The organism is Clostridium sp. UBA4395 (assembly GCF_002390995.1).
Classification (GTDB): Bacteria; Bacillota; Clostridia; order Clostridiales; family Clostridiaceae; genus Clostridium_J; species Clostridium_J sulfidigenes.
The window spans coordinates 1-17,068 of the sequence record NZ_DGRF01000072.1 but is presented as its reverse complement, the minus strand read 5'-3'; the positions used below and the strand labels follow the sequence as shown (position 1 = coordinate 17,068).

Here is a 17,068-nt window from a genome sequence, read left to right as displayed (position 1 = left end):
ACTTTTAATATAGTTTAGATATAACCTCTTCACTTATTTTAAATCCATGCTCTAGTGCTGGAAAAATTCCCTTACTTACATCTTCAATATAAGCTTTAAAAGCTTCTGTCATTGTAGCTCCTAAATCCGCATATTTCTTAACAAACTTAGGTGTAAAATCATTAAACATTCCTAACATATCTTGATATACAAGAATTTGCCCATCGCAACTAGCTCCTGCACCAATACCTATTGTTGGAATTGATATTTCTTTGCTAATTATCTCTGATAACTTAGCTGGAACACACTCTAAGACCACTGAAAATGCGCCAGCTTTTTCTACTGCTTTTGCTGCTTCAATAAGTTCTTTAGCCGCTTCTTCACTTTTTCCCTGCACCTTAAATCCCCCTAAGGAATTTACTGATTGAGGGGTTAATCCTATATGTGCCATTACAGGAATAGATGCTTTAGTTATAGCTTCAATTCTATCGCACATATCTACTCCACCTTCTAGTTTTACACATTGAGCACGTCCCTCTTTCATAAGGCGTCCTGCATTAAAAACAGCGTCATAAACAGAAGTTTGATAAGACATAAATGGCATATCTGCAACTACTAAAGCATTTTCTGTTCCTCTTGCTACGGCCCTTGTATGATGAATCATATCCTCCATAGTTACTGAAATTGTATCCTCATAACCAAGGCACACCATCCCTACTGAATCTCCAACTAAAATACCATTAATTCCTGAACTATCAATAATCTTAGCCATGGAATAGTCATAGGCAGTAAGCATAGTTATTTTTTCACCCTTTGCCTTTGCTTCTCTAAATGTTATAGCCGTATTTTTCATTTTATTTTTCCTCTCCTAGAAATTCTTCAATCTCACTATAATCTCTATTTTTATTTTTTTTCTTTGCCACCTTTAACAAATTATTATTTAACATCCTATATAAAACTTTATCTTCCTCACTTAAACAAGCTATATGAGCCTTCATGGTAGATAAATCCCCTCTTTCCAATGGTCCTGTAAGGCTTTTTACCATTCCTGAAGATTTTATATTCTCTATATTATTGGTTATAAGAGGATATAAGGCTTCAATGGCTAAATCTTCACTAAAACCACACTGTTTAAGATAATTTACACCATTATTAATAAGCCCTAGAACCAAGTTACTGCTAATAACTGATGCTAAGTGATATAAACTCTTACTTTCTTTTTCAATAATTTTTACCGAATTACCTAGAGAACGAAAAACTCCAGCTAATTTATCAATATATTTTTCATGTCCCTCAATAGTTATAAAAGCCTTTTTAAAATTTTTATAGGAATTATATTTGTCTGATATGGCAAACATAGGATGTATAGAATATGGGTAAGCACCAAACCTGCTTATATCTGAAAAGATTTCCGAAGATAACAAACCACTACAGTGGCATATTAATTTATTTTTTATAGACAACTCTTTAAGCTCATTCCAAACCCCCTGAATTTCTCCATCTGGGGTAGTAATAAAAATCACATCACTTTCTTTCATTAACTCCTTTAAGTTTATGAAAGATTTTGTGCCAGTAAATTCTGCGGCTTCCTTTGCTGAGCTATGATTCCTACTATAATATCCAATAAGTAAGATACCATTCTCTTTAAAGTATTTTCCTAGTGAAAAACCAACCTTCCCGGCTCCAATGAATCCAAATTTTATAACAATCACTCCTCACTTTATCTGTTTTCTAAGTTAATATTAAAACAATACATAGATATTAACTGCAATTTAAAACTAAAAATCATGTGAAGTAATTTGTTATCTAAGTCTCATTCTAAAAGATATGAGCTGTCCGTAAAACTTTTCCTTTATAGCTGTTTTCCCTAGAGAATAATAGCTATATACAAATTAGAATATTATTTTTCAATCTATATTCTAATTTAAAGATATAATCAAATTATAGGTGCAGTTATTTCTATACTGCCCATAATTACTTATAACACAATTATATAAGTAATTCAATGTATATAAATTGTATTTTTTAGTTTTAAAATTCTATAAACACTCTCATTAATTCTTTTTTCGGTAATGATACCATTTCTAACAGCTTCTACTACTCCATCTATGGCTCTATTTTGATCATGTATACCTGCTGATACTATTATTACGTCAATCCCTGCTTCTATAGCTTTAACCGCTGATTCATTAGTTGGATACTTACCTTTAACTCCCTCCATAATCATATCATCTGTAACAACTACTCCATTAAATCCTAACTCTTCCCTTAAAAGCTTTGTGACAATATTTTTAGATATACTTGCTACGTAATTCTTATCCAGTTGAGGTAAATATAAATGACCCACCATTATCATATCAATACCATTCTCTATTGCATATTTAAATGGGATTAACTCTAGATTTCTTATTTCATCAAGGGATTTATTTATAACTGGCACCCCCACATGAGAGTCAACATCTGTATCTCCATGTCCTGGGAAATGCTTTCCTGCTCCTAAAACACCTGCACTCTTCAAACCTTTATAAACTTCCGTCCCCATTTTCTTAACAATTTCAGGATCATCTGAAAATGCTCTATTACCTATAACTGGATTATTAGGATTAGAATTCACATCTAGCACCGGTGCGAAGTCAAGATTAAAACCTAAAGACTTTATAGTTTCACCTATAGCTTTTCCATGTTCAAAAGCATAATTTAAATCTCCAGTAGCTCCTACATCCCATGCAGATTCAAAACGTCCTATTTCCTTAGGAATTCTACTTACAACTCCACCTTCTTCATCCACTGACATAAAAAGTTTAATCTTGTTTTCATTATTTAACCCATTCAAACTTTCTATTAATTTTTTTGTCCCATTTACAGTGTTAATATTTTTACTAAATAATATTATCCCTCCTACTTTTTTATTTTTTATTAAACTAATAATATTATCATCCACCTCATAACCATCAAATCCAACAATAAACAGCTGACCTACTTTTTCCTCTAATGACATAGCATCTATTTCATCTTGTATTGAGTCAACTTGAGGCTCCTCTTCACCGAATTCTTCTACCTTATTATTATTTTTCAAATTCCTATTAGAGTTATCTTCTATATCTATTTTATTATTATACTTTGATTGTTTACTTATAAAGCTACATCCATAGAATAAAATATTTGATGTGCAAATAACTACGACAATCATTATAACCTTTGTTAATTTACTAATTACCTTGAAAATATTTCTATTGCTTTTCATTTATTTTACACTCCTTTAATTTCCTATAATAAAATACACAAAATAAACCACACTAAAATTATATTCAAATTTATTTTTTTAGGAGGAATTCTTATGACAAAGGATAGTCAACCAGATAACAAACAAGCTAGAATGGAAAAATGTAATTATCAAACACCAATTACTAGTGAGACAGGAAAAAATCATAATAGAACTGCTAAAAAGCACTCTATTAAGAGAGAAGGATTTCAAAGCCCTCATATAAATTAAAATTATAACCGATCCTTAAGTAATGGGGAATTTCCCCATTACTTTTTTAATATATTTTAATATATTATTCTTTTATCACATATTAACACCTTTGTTAAACTGTAATAATATATTTATATACGGAGGTGTATAAATTATGATTTATTTTGCTCATAGAGGTGCTAGCAAAAATTATCCTGAGAATACTTTGCTTGCCTTTCATAAGGCTATTATTGCAGGTGCAAAAGCAATTGAACTAGATGTTCATAAAACAAAGGATAATAAACTAGTAGTTATTCATGATGAAGATGTTGCAAGAACCTTTAAGGGTAAAGGACTTATAAAAGACTTAACCCTCGAAGAAATTAGTTCCTTCAAATCTAAAAATATTGATTATGAAAATAGCAAGTTATGCAAGATTCCAACTTTATACCAGGTCTTAGAGTTACTTAAACCTAGTAAAGTCCTTATAAATATAGAACTTAAAACTGATGTTATTCACTATAAAAATATAGAAAAAGACGTGATTGATTTAATAAAAAACTATGGTATTGAAAACCATGTATTACTTTCTAGTTTTAATCACAATTCCCTTGAAATATGTAAGTCTATAGATAAAAATATAAAATTAGGTGTGTTAATTGATAGAAAAATTGATAATATAATTTCCTATGCTAAAAATCTAGGTGCTTATTCTTTAAATCCTAATGTTTATTTAGTAAATGAGCCTTTAATCAAATTGGCTCATAATAATAACTTAAAAGTATTTACCTATACCGTAAATAAACCATTTATAGCCAATCACCTTGATAAAATTGGATGTGATGGTATCTTTACCGATAACATAGAGAAATTTATTTAAGTATGATTTTAAGTTCAGTAGACAAAAGAAGTTAAATTACTTGCTATAACACTTTATATTATACTTTATACTAAGTTATTTTAATATTCATAATTTAAAAATAATCGTAGAAGTACTTTTACTTATAATGGTATAATTATTTAGAGTCCAAAAATAATTATTGAAAAGGTTGTGATAAAATTGAAAACAAAACGAATAGTTTACAGCGGACTTTTAATTGCGTGCAGCATTTTACTTCCCCAATTATTTCATTTAGTGGGAGGTCCCGGTATTGGAACAACACTTCTTCCTATGCATATTCCAGTTTTAATTGCTGGATTTATCCTTGGTCCTATTACCGGATTAATAATTGGAATTATAAGTCCTATTTGTAGCTTTTTATATACTGGAGGAACAATGCCTGCAATACCTATGCTATATCTTATGATAGTTGAGCTAGGTACTTATGGATTATTTACAGGTCTTATATTTAAGAAATTTAAATTCAACATATATGTATCACTTATTGTATCTATGATTGCAGGTAGAATAGCTAGAGGTTTAGTTTTTGTCGTTGCTACAAAATTCTTGGGAATTTTTCTTCCTCCTGCTATGGGTATATCTCTATCAATAACTCAAGGTATTCCCGGAATAATACTTCAAATGCTAATTATCCCACCAATTCTCTATTTATTATGTAAGCTACCATATACTAAAAACTTAATGACTCAATAAATTTGGAGGCGTATTAAAATGAAAACCCGTATAAAAGCTTTACTTGAAGAATATAAATATAGCTGTATCCTTATGAGCAAAGAAAAAACTGTGATGACTTCCTTTGATAAAGGTGTAAGCCCTATATATAAATATATCAAAGAAAATGGAGTGTCTCCTATACCATTAATAATGGGGGATAAAATTGTTGGAAAGGCAGTTGCTCTGATGGCTATTTATGGTGGTGTGGAATATATTTACACACAAATAATCAGCCAAGGTGCTATAGATATTTTAAATTCCCATAATATTAAGTTTGACTACGAAGAAATAGTTCCTTATATAAATAATCGTAAAAAAGATGGGCAATGTCCTATGGAAGCATCTTTGTCTGGCACAATAAATCCTGAAGAAGGATTTAATATAATTGATACATTTATCAAAAATAGAGAATTAAAGGAGTGTCCAAAATGATTTATAAACCCTATGGTAAAACTGGTAAAATGGTTTCTGCCCTCGGCTTTGGTGGAATGAGATTTAAAGATGATTGTTCCATTGAAGAAGGAGCTGAAATAGTTAGGTATGCAAATAGCCTTGGTATAAATTACTTTGATACTGCACCTAACTATTGCAATGATAGAAGTGAAGATATCTTTGGAGAAGCTTTTAAAAATATGTCTGGTGAATTCTATGTATCTACTAAAAGCAGTCTTGGTAGTGAACCAGATGCAGATTCAGTAAGACGTAGAATAGAAAACTCACTCAAAAGACTTGGTATAGACAAAATTAACTTTCATCACATGTGGTGTATTATGGACCTTAATCACTATAAAAAAGTTATGGCCAAAGGTGGTCCTTATTGGGGAGCTCTTAAAGCTAAGGAGGAAGGCTTAATAGACCACCTAGTATTTTCTACCCATGCTTCTGGTGAAGAAATTAGAATTATGGTAGAAGAAGGTTATTTTGAAGGAGTAACCTTAGGGTACAACATTTTAAACTTTCCGTATCGACAAGAAGGTATTTTAGCTGCTCATCAGCATGGTCTAGGAGTAGCAACCATGAACCCTTTAGGTGGTGGATTAATTCCTGAAAATCATTAATCTCTTAACCTATTTTTATTAACAACGGTAGTATTCCTCCCCTTTTCCTTAGCCTCATAAAGGTTTATATCTGCTCTATGTATTATATCTTCCGTATTCATATCTAAATCTCTAAAGCCATATACTCCGAAACTACAGGTTATACTAAACTTATTCCCTTTATGTTCAAGGGTCGTTTCCTCTAAATTCTTCCTAATTCTTTCTGCAATAATTTCTGCTTTATCTTCATCTGTATCATTTAAAACTATTAAAAATTCTTCTCCACCATAACGTCCAATCCAATCACTTCCATTACTTCTAATATATTTTGAAGCAATTCTCGTAAAATCTTTTAATACATTATCTCCAACTATATGACCATAGGTATCATTAATTTCCTTAAAATAATCTATATCTGCCATTATAACAGACATAGATTTTTGTTCCCTTATAGATTTCTCAACATCAACTTCTAATCGCTCTCTTATGTACCTTCTATTATATACACCTGTAAGATCATCTATTAGGGTAGTTTCTTGTATATTTTTCAAAAACTTCTCAATAGATTCTGCATATTCCCTCTCTCTATCTATAATAGCTCCTCCTTTTGATATATCCTTCACTAACTCAACTATATAGGTTTCCTTGCCAATATTTATAGGAGAAGCCATAACTAGAAAAATCCTGTTTTTATTATACTCTATTTTTACTACTGTTTCATTGCTTTCATATGCTTGTTTAGAAATACAATTTTCACATATACCATTTCTATACCATAACTCATAGCAATGTGTATCAGTATTTATAGTATTGTTATCTGTTGATAAAATTTTATTATTATTGGGATTAATTATTCTTATCATATCATATATATTTTTAAAAATTGAAAGTCGCTCTTTCACATCATCCATTATATCCATACTTCAAAAACCTCCTTGTTTAAAATATGGCTTCATTTGTTATGTATTTTTTATTTTTCAGCTGTAATAAAGTACATTTCTACATGTAATTCTAAAATATCTTTCATATATATTTTGAAAAAATGATCTAGAATATACCTCTTTTTAACTATTCATCTATAGGAAGTACATTTATATATTTCTCTGATACATCATTTGTCAAACTTTCTACACTCATAAGTTTTTTATTAATCTGCTTAGTCCTTGTACCTACAAGCTTATCTAAATCTGTACTTGCTTGATTTAACTTTTTCTGTGTAGCTTTAAGCACCTCTTCAAATTTTCCAAACTCTGTTTTAACTGCTCCAAGTACATTCCAAACTTCACTTGATCTTTTTTCAATTGCAAGAGTCCTAAACCCCATCTGTAAACTATTTAAAAGTGCTGCTAAAGTTGTTGGTCCCGTTATATTTATCTTATATTCTCTTTGAAGAATTTCAACCAAATTAGTCCTTTTAACTACCTCTGCATAAAGACCTTCTATTGGTAAAAACATAATTGCAAAATCAGTGGTGTAAGGTGGGTCTATATATTTATCTCTAATATCCTTAGCTGATTTCTTTATGGCTGTTTCTAACTTTTTATACCCTTCTTCTATTAAACTTTGGTCTCCTGTATCATAGGCATCCACTAAATTATGGTATACATCCAAAGGAAACTTTGAATCTACAGGAATGTATACTACATCAGAGGTTTTATCCTTACCTGGAAGTCTTATTGCAAATTCCACATTATCTCTAGATCCCTTCTTAGTTACTACATTTATATCGTACTGTTCTTTAGTAAGAATTTGATCTAAAATTCTTCCCAATTGAATTTCTCCTAAAGTTCCTCTAGTCTTAACATTAGAAAGAACTTTTTTTAAATCTCCTACTCCCATAGCTAAGGTTTGCATTTCTCCTAGTCCTTTATGCACAACTTCCAATCTTTCACTTACCAACCTAAAGGATTCTCCTAATCTTTTCTCTAATGTACTTTGTAACTTTTCATCCACAGTTTCCCTCATTTTTTCTAACTTATCCTCAGTAGATTTAAGCAACTCACCCTGTTTTTGGGATAAATCATTAAATTTTTCCTTTTGAAGATCGTTAAACTCATTAACACTTTTAGAAAATTGATTTTCAAAGGATTTAAGTGATTTTTCTATAGTATTAGAATATGTATCTAGTTGATTCTTTTGAAAATTTGCTATTTCACTCATTCTACCTAAAATAGCTTCACTTAACCTCTGTATTTGAAGATTCAACTCAATTCTAGCTTCTTTTTCACCTTTACGAGATTCTTCCCTATTTCTAGAGATTTCATCTCTAAAGGCTTTTTCTAATTTATCAACACTTTTATCTATATCTCCTACTCTTTGTTCTATATGTAAAATTGAACTCTCAATATCACCTGTACTGCCCTTATGCATTCTGCTTCTAGAATCCTTTAATTTTAAAGTAAAATATATATTTATAATTAACAATATAATTACAATAACCAATAAAATTTCCATTACCTTATCCCCAATCTTAAAATTTATATAAGAATATTACTCTCAAATACCATTTAAAGGCTAAATAGAAAATTTTATCTATTTAGCCTTATATTTAAGGTAAAATAAGAAACATGAAAATATGTTCCCTTGGTCATTATATCATTTTTCAGTATAAAATTACAAATAGATTAAATTATTAAACTCTTCAATGTTTTTTACTACCCATTTAATTTATATTAGATAATTTTCATAAGTACAATTTTAAACTCAGTACCTATGTCCACTTTACTTTTAACTTCTATATATCCTCCTTGGGCTTCAATAATTGATTTACTAAGAGATAATCCAATTCCAACAGACTCAGATTTTCCCCCTTTATAAAATCTCTTAAAAATATTAGGAAGATCCTTTTCACTAATTCCCACTCCATCATCCCTTATTACAATTTTTGTATTTATAGGGTTTTCTTCAAGCTCTATATGAATTTCACCATTATAACTATGTTCTACACCATTCTTAACTATATTAATCAACGCTTCTCCTAACCATTTCTCATCATAATTAAACATAAACTTATTTTTATTAATCTCTTCTTGATTATTTATTAACATTTCTTCATACATATTACTTTCAAATACTATATTAACTTTATTTTCTGCTGCCATCATTGCAACATTGTCTATAACTTCATAAATAGTATTAACTAAGCTATTTTCCTTCATGTTAAATTCAATTGCTCTTGCATCTACCTTGGCTAGCTTCAATATACTTTTTATAAGCCAATCCATACGATTTAATTGTGTCTTGCTATTATGTAAGAATTTTTCCCTATTATCTTCACTAATTTTCTTATTACTTAAAATATCATTATAAATAATAAGGGCAGATAGTGGTGTTTTTAATTGATGAGATATGTCTGATAATATATTTACTAGAAACTCCTTTTCTTTTTTTAAGTCTACCATCTGACTTTGTAAAACTTGTCTCATATTTTTAAATCCATAGGAAAGTTTTGCAAAATCTCCTTCCTTTTCTTCATAAAGATTTACATCATAGTTTTCCTCTAGTATTTCCTTTGAGGCTCTTGTCAAATTTCTTACTCTACTATATATACCTCTATACTGAATATAATTTAATAATATTAGTAAACCTCCAAATGTACTACCTATAATTATAAATATAAATTTACTATTTTTAAAAGCTTCATTTATTCCATCTATATACATTATATTTATATTGTCTTTATAACCATAATTATCTATAATTTTTTCTCCTAATTTTATCTCTTCCTTTGTTGGTACCTTAAAGGCTGCCTCTACTAAATCCCCTTCAAGATTAGGAAATTTTTCTACCATTGTAGATAACATTGCAGCCCTGCCATCTATATATTGACTCTTTATGTTATTAAAATAAAAGGTAATCCACATATTAACGATAAATATAAATATTATAATTATAAATAATAACACTATAGAACTCTTTTTTAATTCTGGATTTATAAGCTCTTTCATTAATTTCTCCTACTTTCCATTAACAACTTCTTTTACCCACATATAGCCTAGTCCTCTTTTCGTTATAACATATTCTGGCTTACTAGGATTATCTTCTATTTTTTCTCTAAGTCTTTTTATATAGACTGAAAGAGTATTTTCCTCTACATATGCTCCTTCTTCACCAAATAATTCCTTTAATATATGATCCTTGCTAAGTAATATTTCTGGACTCTGTAGAAATGCTAAAAGAAGCCTATATTCCTTTGCCGTTAATGATATCTTTTCATTACATTTGGATACTTCTGCACTAGATGTGTTAATAATTATATCCCCAGATCTTAAAGTTGTTATATTATTATCACCTTTGCCAACTCTTCTTAAAACTACACGGATTCTTGATAATAACTCCTTTACTCTAAAAGGTTTTGTTATATAGTCATCACCACCTATATCTAATCCCAAAATTATATTTACTTCTTCATCTAAAGCAGTTAAAAATATTATAGGTGTGTCCTTCTTTTCTTTCACGTATTTACAAAAGTCATAGCCACTTCCATCAGGTAAATTTATATCTAGAAGTATTAAATCGAACTCCTCATTATTAAATTTTTCTTTTCCATTCTCTATAGAACCCACTCTAAAAACCTGATACCCTTCTTCTTGAAGAGTATATTCTACTCCTAAAGCCAATGCCTCATCATCTTCAACTAATAAAATTCTATTCATTACATAACCTCCTCCATAAACAAATTTTCAAATTATTTATTAACACTATTTTATAACTTGCATTTATAACTTAATTTTATCATTAAAATCATATAACATTATAGGAATTTTAAAAAGCCTAGGTTATAATTATATTAAAACAAAAATCCAAAGAATATTTCCTTGGATTTTTGTTTTATCTATTTCTTATTCTTATTTTGGAATAACTGTTTTATTTAATAATAGGTCTATATTATTTATTCGCCTCTTATACTATCAATAATATTTTGTTTACTCAATCTTCTAAGAGGTATTAATGCCGAAACATATCCCATAATAATTACAGCTACAATAGAAATAATAATACTATTCCATGGTAATGTGAATTTGAAATCCCTAATATTTGACATAGGATTATATAGTATATATGCTAGTATAGTACCTGCTACTGAACCAATAATTCCTCCATATAGTCCAAATAATACACCTTCAAAGGTTATCATTTTTCTCACTTGTTTCCTTGTCATCCCTATAGCTTTTAAAGCTGCTATTTCCTTATTTCTAAGAAGAATATTTGTAGTTACTGTATTTACAATGTTTACTGCACTTATTAAGGTTATTACTATTATAAATCCCATAAGCAATATACTCATTTGCAATTTATACGCCTTTTCACTTTTAGCAGATTCTATTTTATTATAATATCCAATTCCTGCATTTGTATTTTCTATCTTTTTTAGCGATTTATCTATTTTATCTAAATAACTTTCATTCTTAATCTTTATTCCCACATCTGTAACTTTAAAATTTTTCATCTGCTGCTGATTGCCTTCTATTATATTCTTAACAGTATTCTTACTTCCTATAACGTTTAATACTCCTTGATAATCTAAATCACTAAAAGGCTGAACATCCATAATTGCTGCTACTTTAACCTTCTTAAGCTCCTTACTATTAAAGTTCTCTTGTCCATCTGAATATTCCACATCACTAATTAGTATCTCATCTCCCACTTTAAGTTTAGCCATGGGTGCAATAAGACTTCTCTTATCTCCAAAGAATGTTGTTTCTCTAACTATAATTACTTCTCCATCCTTAAGATTATCAATGCTACCTTCCTTAATATATTTCTTAGCCACATTTAACTTATTATCTTCATAGGCTTGAAATACAACACTAATTTTCGATTTGTTTTTTCCATCAACTTTACTCTTGAATAAATCTTCATCCCTATTTTCTGCTGCCCACTGTCTTACTTCTTTAGGTATAGCAGAATCCTCAACAAATCCTTGAGTTAATATGAAATTATAATGTTTATAGACTTCACTTACCCCTGAAATATTTCTTACTTCTTCAATTAATTTATTATTTATAGCATCTAGTTTTTCAGTATTGCCATTATCATAAATGGTAAATGCAATGTCATTATCTTCAGTAACCTTCTCAGAAAAATTATCTGAGAACTTAGCAAAGCTCATAAAAGTTACAAATAAGGTTACACTTATAGCCATAGATAATACAGTGATATAAAATCTTCTTTTATTTCTCTTAACATTTTTTAGAGCCATTGCTGTATCTATTTTAAAGAATTTTCCTAAAAATTTACCACTCCTATTTCTCTTTTCTTTCTTAATTAAAGATTGACTACTTATAGCTATTAATGGCGAAATCTTACCGGCACTTCTAGCTGGTAGATAAGCTGAAACATATATAGTTGCTGCTCCTATACCACTACTTAATAATAGTACAAATGGTGATGTTACTACTTTAAGGTTTGAAAACTCACCCAATCCTGACATCTTATTAAAGGTAAATGCAATACAATATACAGCCACTATTCCAAAGAATACTCCAAGAGGAATACCTATAAATATCATAATAGATGCTTCTCTAATTACTAAATTCATAATTTGTTTTTTAGTAGTTCCAATAGCTCTTAACAATCCAAACTGCTTCATTCTTTCTGCTATGCTAATATGGAAAGCATTATAAATAACCACTACTGTAGCCAAAACAACAATTCCTATAACAATGAAAACTATCATAAATAGAGATTTATTCATATCAGCATTACTAGACTCCCCTATAAGTCTTAGTAAATCTTTATTTTGTACTACTTCACTTTTACTACTAACAAGATTAGATACTTCCTTAATCACTTCTTGTTTATCAGCTTCATCCTTAATTTCAACTAATACTGTGGAATCTTCTTTCACATTACTATCATTCTTTATTAAATAAGCCTTTGATATTCCTTCACTTTGATTTTGCCAATCATCTTTAGCTATTCCAGATAAGGTATAATCTTTTTCATCTCCATCTTCATCTTGTATTTTAATTATATCGCCTACTTTAACTTCTTCATCAAAATATCTAAGAATCCATCTTTCAATAACAACTTCATTATTACTCCTAGGTAATTGGCCTTCTTCCAAATTTATATTCATAAGTTTAAATGCAGCTTCATTTAAATAGTTAAGTTCAATGTTTTTATCCTTTATAAATGGAACAGCGTTTTTACTAATCATAATCCCTAAACTATTAACATTTATATTAGTTTGAATCTTATTTATTTCATCTTCAGATACATTAGTTATAGCAACATGAAATGCCCCTATACTTTTCTTTGAATTTTCAATCATAGAATTCTGCACTGTTAATATAAAAGTACATATTGATGTTATAAGTGCTACTGACAATATTATTCCTATTATAGTTAATATTGTCCTTTTTTTATTATCCTTTAAGTATTTTCCACTTAAAGCTTTATAACTATTAATCAATGTTTCTTCCCCCTATGCCATAGTTTTATCACTTTCAATTTTTCCATCACTTAAAGTTATAACTCTATCTGCTTGTTCAGCCACATTCCTATCGTGAGTTATAAGTATTAGAGTTTGATTATACTTTCTAGCCGTAACCTTTAAAAGCTCTATAACTTCCTTAGAATTCTTACTATCCAAATTACCCGTTGGCTCATCTGCAAGAATTATAGATGGCTTATTTATAAGCGCTCTTGCTATTGACACTCTTTGTTGCTGCCCTCCTGAAAGCTCTGATGGAATATGTTTTCTTCTATCTTCAAGACCGATCATAGATATAATTTCATCTAAATATTTTTTATCTACCTTCTCACTATCAAGAAGGGCAGGTAAAGATATATTTTCTTCTACATCGAGAATAGGCATTAAATTAAAGAATTGAAATATAAATCCTATATTTCTTCTTCTAAAGATACTAAGACCAGTTTCATTTTGTTTGTATATGTCTATATCATTTATAAATACTTTTCCACTAGTAGGTATATCTAATCCTCCAATTAAATGAAGTAATGTAGACTTTCCAGAACCTGAAGCTCCTACTATAGCTACAAATTGTCCTTTATCAATGCTAAAGCTAATATCATCTAAAGCACGAACCTGACTATTTCCTTCTCCATAATACTTCTTTAAGTTTTCAACTCTTAAAATCTCCATACATAATTCTCCTTCAATCTATATTAAAATTTTATAGTTACAATAATTTAACTCTTAGCCTCAATAGTATTTAGATTAAGGTTATATTAATCACTGCACTTCTCTTTACAAATATCATTATATATATTTAACTATTTTTTCACCATAAACCTTACCTTACATAATTAATAGTTTTCTTACATTTTAGTCATATAAGAAAGAGTGTAGCAAATTGTCATTAAACAAATTTAACTACACTCTTCCAATTCTAAAAGTTAATTATATAACTCCATTTCTAAATCAGTAGTAGATGAATGTTCAAATTCACATATATCATATCCAGATACACTTAATTGAAAATCCTTCTTTTTTCCTCTCCCTATATACCCTTCATAACTACTATTAGAAGTTACTGAATTAAAGTTTTCTTCATTACCTAAATCAGCTCCATCAAAGTATACTCTTCCTCCATGATTATCTTTTAAATTAACCTTCATAGCATAATTGTCAAAATCAGTGGTATACTCTACATCCCTTCCAACTAATATAACATTTTTTCCTATTGGCATGTAGGATTCTATATTTATATAATTAGCATTGATGGTAACATTATTAGGTAGCACTTTTCCTTCTCCATAATCCTTATAAGTACCTCCTGAATATACCCTAGCATTATTACAATCTATTTTAACATTTTCAGCATTTATAAATTCCCTTAAGTCTATTTCTAGATAATTGCTAGTTTTAATATTAATATTTTTAAGAGTATTATTATGTGGTAAATTTACATATCCCCCTCTAGGACTTGTAAAAATCAATGTATCTTTCAAAACTTTACTATCCTTTATTGTTAGGTTTGTATAATAATTACTATTAAAATTAATGTCTACTCCCACTGGAACTTCTATAACAATTTGAGCATTATTATTTTTTTCTTCCATAAGTGTGTAAATAATTGCATCATAAGATTTTTCAAAAAATCCCCTTATATTTTTTGCTTCAAAAAAATTATACATAGTTCTGTCTCCTACAACCTTAAGACCCTTTGTATTAGCATCATAGGAAGTTTGTACCTTCATATCATTTTCTATATATTCTAGTACCTTAACCCTTGTATTTTTATCTGATGAAGATTTAATTTCTACATTATACCCTTTATTTTCTAAGGATGAAATATCAACAACATCAACTTGTTTATCTGTTACGAATACTTCTCTTTCCGAAGGAGTTGCATTTATTATTTCTCTTTGAACTCTATACACTTCATTTGCAATTTTAGGCATCATATATGCTCCACTTATAATGGACCCTGTAATTCCTACTGCAAGAAACACTCCAGCCACAATAAGAGATTTTTTCCATCTATTCATTAAATTTTTCCTCCTTATCATCTATATTTTCTGCTTTATAATCTCCATCTATATCTTCTGTAAAAATAGGCTTTTCTTCGTAAGCCTTATCTTCTACAGAAATTTCTTCTATCTCTTCATTTTTCTCAGTAGCACTTTCAGTATTCTTCTCATTACCTTCAGTGTTTTCTTGTTGATTTTTAACTCTTACATACATATTTCTAGTTTTAACCCAAGATATATAGCTCACTACTAAGTATTTTAATCCTTTATATACTAAACAGTATAAGATCCAACATAAAATAATAAATCCAGTCCATGCTATACAAGCAAAGAATCCAAACACTCCCATAGATATATCAATTCCACAAAGGAAGGCAGCTCCTAGATAACCTATAAAGTTTGCAATTGACATTCCAACAAGTCCTAAACCACTGGCTATCATAGACATAACTATTGTTAAACCTGGGAAAAATAATAAAATACTTATAACAACTATTATTAATTTTACTCCAGCAGAAGATATCTTTCCGTTAATTACTGAGTTGGAATCTAAAAATTCCTTAGTCTTATTACCTGCCTTTTTTCCTTGTCTCTTTACATTTTTCCAAAGATTTTTAGCGTCCTTAGAAACTTTATCTTTAAGTTCACTATTGCTACTACTTGTAGATTTGCCTTGTCCCTTCATCTCTTCAGTTAATTCTTTTGCAATGCTCTTAGGAGAACCTAATGTTTTTATAATCTCCTCATCACTCTTTCCCTGTAATTCTCCATTTAAGAAAAATTCTTCATAGTCCCTTAATATATCATTTATCTCAAGTTCACTAAAAGCTCCCTTTAAATAATCTCTAAGTATATCTAAAAAATCATTTTTAGTCATTATTCTTATTCTCCTTCCTATAACATCCTAATATTAAATTTACATCCCTTACAAACTCATCCCATTCTTTAACTAAAGTACTTAAATTACCTTTTCCATAGTCTGTAATCCTATAGTATTTTCTATCTGGGCCACCTTCTGACTTCACCATATAGGTTTCAAAATTTCCTTCTGTAGTAAGTCTTCGTAATAATGGATATATAGTGCTTTCCTTTACTGACATAACTCTTGAAATATTTTCTACAATTTCATACCCATACATATCTCTGTCATTTATAAGTGTGAGAACACAGATTTCAATTACACCCTTTCTGAGTTGTGTACTCATATCTAAACCTCCTTTATTAAGTTTTAACAACATATTTTTCTTTGTATATATTTTAACTATCCTTATACTATGTAAAACACAATAGTATCTTAAAAAATATAGAAGTTACTGTGTATTACTCAACCCTTCTAAAACTCTAGCAACTTCACTATGTAAAACATAGTAGTCCCTTTTAAATTTAGTACTACGTTTTACATAGTACCCTTACATACTTATGTTATCATAGTATCGTGTTATACACAATAGATACATATTAAAAATATCATAAATATATTTAACTCCTATATTCTAATTAGTGTATAAGTTCTTTATATTAAAATGGGGGCGTCGCAAAATA

The 17,068-nt window shown here is 29.1% G+C and carries 17 protein-coding genes; 5 read left to right on the top strand and 12 right to left on the bottom strand.

Going from position 1 to position 17,068, the window contains the following annotated elements; genetic code table 11:
- Window positions 1-4: 4 nt before the first annotated feature.
- The 3 genes from panB to nagZ all read right to left on the bottom strand — a co-directional run bounded on the left by panB (window position 5) and on the right by nagZ (window position 3,223).
- Complete coding sequence (gene panB / locus B2694_RS12635) at window positions 5-832, bottom strand: 3-methyl-2-oxobutanoate hydroxymethyltransferase (RefSeq protein ID WP_346886044.1); 828 nt, start codon at window positions 830-832, stop codon at window positions 5-7.
- A 1-nt stretch (window position 833) separates the two neighbouring features.
- Complete coding sequence (locus B2694_RS12630; protein ID WP_346886070.1) at window positions 834-1,682, bottom strand: Rossmann-like and DUF2520 domain-containing protein; 849 nt, start codon at window positions 1,680-1,682, stop codon at window positions 834-836.
- A 299-nt stretch (window positions 1,683-1,981) separates the two neighbouring features.
- Window positions 1,982-3,223, bottom strand: a complete 1,242-nt coding sequence (gene nagZ, locus B2694_RS12625; protein ID WP_346886043.1) for a beta-N-acetylhexosaminidase — start codon at window positions 3,221-3,223, stop codon at window positions 1,982-1,984.
- Window positions 3,224-3,316: 93 nt separating this feature from the next.
- Between nagZ and B2694_RS12620 the strand changes: the two genes are divergently transcribed.
- From B2694_RS12620 to B2694_RS12600, 5 genes are all read left to right on the top strand, one after another.
- Window positions 3,317-3,472, top strand: coding sequence for a hypothetical protein (locus tag B2694_RS12620; protein ID WP_167402876.1), 156 nt, complete (start codon window positions 3,317-3,319; stop codon window positions 3,470-3,472).
- 136 nt (window positions 3,473-3,608) lie between these two features.
- Window positions 3,609-4,313 carry a glycerophosphodiester phosphodiesterase gene (locus B2694_RS12615; RefSeq protein WP_346886042.1) on the top strand — a complete coding sequence of 235 codons (705 nt, stop codon included), beginning with the start codon at window positions 3,609-3,611 and terminating at the stop codon, window positions 4,311-4,313.
- Window positions 4,314-4,493: 180 nt separating this feature from the next.
- Window positions 4,494-5,027: an ECF transporter S component gene (locus B2694_RS12610; RefSeq protein WP_346886041.1), complete on the top strand. Its 534-nt coding sequence runs from the start codon at window positions 4,494-4,496 to the stop codon at window positions 5,025-5,027.
- A gap of 18 nt (window positions 5,028-5,045) precedes the next feature.
- Window positions 5,046-5,480 carry a DUF1893 domain-containing protein gene (locus B2694_RS12605; RefSeq protein WP_051824025.1) on the top strand — a complete coding sequence of 145 codons (435 nt, stop codon included), beginning with the start codon at window positions 5,046-5,048 and terminating at the stop codon, window positions 5,478-5,480.
- Window positions 5,477-6,106, top strand: a complete 630-nt coding sequence (locus B2694_RS12600) for an aldo/keto reductase (protein WP_346886040.1) — start codon at window positions 5,477-5,479, stop codon at window positions 6,104-6,106. Before B2694_RS12605 ends, B2694_RS12600 begins: the two co-directional genes overlap by 4 nt.
- On the opposite strand, the gene B2694_RS12595 is transcribed toward B2694_RS12600, so the two are convergent.
- From B2694_RS12595 to B2694_RS12555, 9 genes are all read right to left on the bottom strand, one after another.
- Window positions 6,103-7,005, bottom strand: coding sequence for a GGDEF domain-containing protein (locus tag B2694_RS12595; RefSeq protein WP_346886039.1), 903 nt, complete (start codon window positions 7,003-7,005; stop codon window positions 6,103-6,105). The two genes, B2694_RS12600 and B2694_RS12595, sit on opposite strands and share 4 nt — an antisense overlap.
- A gap of 148 nt (window positions 7,006-7,153) precedes the next feature.
- A complete protein-coding gene (locus B2694_RS12590) occupies window positions 7,154-8,539 on the bottom strand; it encodes a DNA recombination protein RmuC (protein WP_346886038.1) in 1,386 nt (461 codons plus the stop codon).
- 218 nt (window positions 8,540-8,757) lie between these two features.
- On the bottom strand, window positions 8,758-10,032 hold the full coding sequence (locus B2694_RS12585; RefSeq protein WP_346886037.1) for a HAMP domain-containing sensor histidine kinase: 1,275 nt from the start codon (window positions 10,030-10,032) through the stop codon (window positions 8,758-8,760).
- A 9-nt stretch (window positions 10,033-10,041) separates the two neighbouring features.
- Entirely contained in the window at window positions 10,042-10,740 is a 699-nt protein-coding gene (locus B2694_RS12580; RefSeq protein WP_346886036.1) for a response regulator transcription factor, read from the bottom strand.
- Between the two features lie 236 nt (window positions 10,741-10,976).
- Window positions 10,977-13,502, bottom strand: a complete 2,526-nt coding sequence (locus tag B2694_RS12575) for an ABC transporter permease (RefSeq protein ID WP_346886035.1) — start codon at window positions 13,500-13,502, stop codon at window positions 10,977-10,979.
- Between the two features lie 12 nt (window positions 13,503-13,514).
- Complete coding sequence (locus tag B2694_RS12570; RefSeq protein ID WP_346877870.1) at window positions 13,515-14,195, bottom strand: ABC transporter ATP-binding protein; 681 nt, start codon at window positions 14,193-14,195, stop codon at window positions 13,515-13,517.
- A gap of 254 nt (window positions 14,196-14,449) precedes the next feature.
- A complete protein-coding gene (locus B2694_RS12565; protein ID WP_346886034.1) occupies window positions 14,450-15,544 on the bottom strand; it encodes a hypothetical protein in 1,095 nt (364 codons plus the stop codon).
- On the bottom strand, window positions 15,537-16,403 hold the full coding sequence (locus tag B2694_RS12560; protein WP_346886033.1) for a DUF1700 domain-containing protein: 867 nt from the start codon (window positions 16,401-16,403) through the stop codon (window positions 15,537-15,539). The genes B2694_RS12565 and B2694_RS12560 overlap by 8 nt, the downstream gene beginning before the upstream one ends.
- Entirely contained in the window at window positions 16,396-16,731 is a 336-nt protein-coding gene (locus B2694_RS12555; RefSeq protein WP_035132636.1) for a PadR family transcriptional regulator, read from the bottom strand. Before B2694_RS12555 ends, B2694_RS12560 begins: the two co-directional genes overlap by 8 nt.
- Window positions 16,732-17,068 lie beyond the last annotated feature (337 nt).

Excerpts from the sequence above, each read along its gene's own strand:
- B2694_RS12595 (WP_346886039.1), bottom strand. The coding sequence starts at position 7,005 with ATGGATATAATGGATGATGTGAAAGAGCGACTTTCAATTTTTAAAAAT.
- B2694_RS12605 (WP_051824025.1), top strand. The coding sequence starts at position 5,046 with ATGAAAACCCGTATAAAAGCTTTACTTGAAGAATATAAATATAGCTGT.
- B2694_RS12565 (WP_346886034.1), bottom strand. The coding sequence starts at position 15,544 with ATGAATAGATGGAAAAAATCTCTTATTGTGGCTGGAGTGTTTCTTGCA.
- B2694_RS12600 (WP_346886040.1), top strand. The coding sequence starts at position 5,477 with ATGATTTATAAACCCTATGGTAAAACTGGTAAAATGGTTTCTGCCCTC.
- B2694_RS12585 (WP_346886037.1), bottom strand. The coding sequence starts at position 10,032 with ATGAAAGAGCTTATAAATCCAGAATTAAAAAAGAGTTCTATAGTGTTA.
- B2694_RS12580 (WP_346886036.1), bottom strand. The coding sequence starts at position 10,740 with ATGAATAGAATTTTATTAGTTGAAGATGATGAGGCATTGGCTTTAGGA.
- B2694_RS12555 (WP_035132636.1), bottom strand. The coding sequence starts at position 16,731 with ATGAGTACACAACTCAGAAAGGGTGTAATTGAAATCTGTGTTCTCACA.
- B2694_RS12615 (WP_346886042.1), top strand. The coding sequence starts at position 3,609 with ATGATTTATTTTGCTCATAGAGGTGCTAGCAAAAATTATCCTGAGAAT.
- nagZ (WP_346886043.1), bottom strand. The coding sequence starts at position 3,223 with ATGAAAAGCAATAGAAATATTTTCAAGGTAATTAGTAAATTAACAAAG.
- B2694_RS12620 (WP_167402876.1), top strand. The coding sequence starts at position 3,317 with ATGACAAAGGATAGTCAACCAGATAACAAACAAGCTAGAATGGAAAAA.
- B2694_RS12570 (WP_346877870.1), bottom strand. The coding sequence starts at position 14,195 with ATGGAGATTTTAAGAGTTGAAAACTTAAAGAAGTATTATGGAGAAGGA.
- B2694_RS12560 (WP_346886033.1), bottom strand. The coding sequence starts at position 16,403 with ATGACTAAAAATGATTTTTTAGATATACTTAGAGATTATTTAAAGGGA.
- panB (WP_346886044.1), bottom strand. The coding sequence starts at position 832 with ATGAAAAATACGGCTATAACATTTAGAGAAGCAAAGGCAAAGGGTGAA.
- B2694_RS12590 (WP_346886038.1), bottom strand. The coding sequence starts at position 8,539 with ATGGAAATTTTATTGGTTATTGTAATTATATTGTTAATTATAAATATA.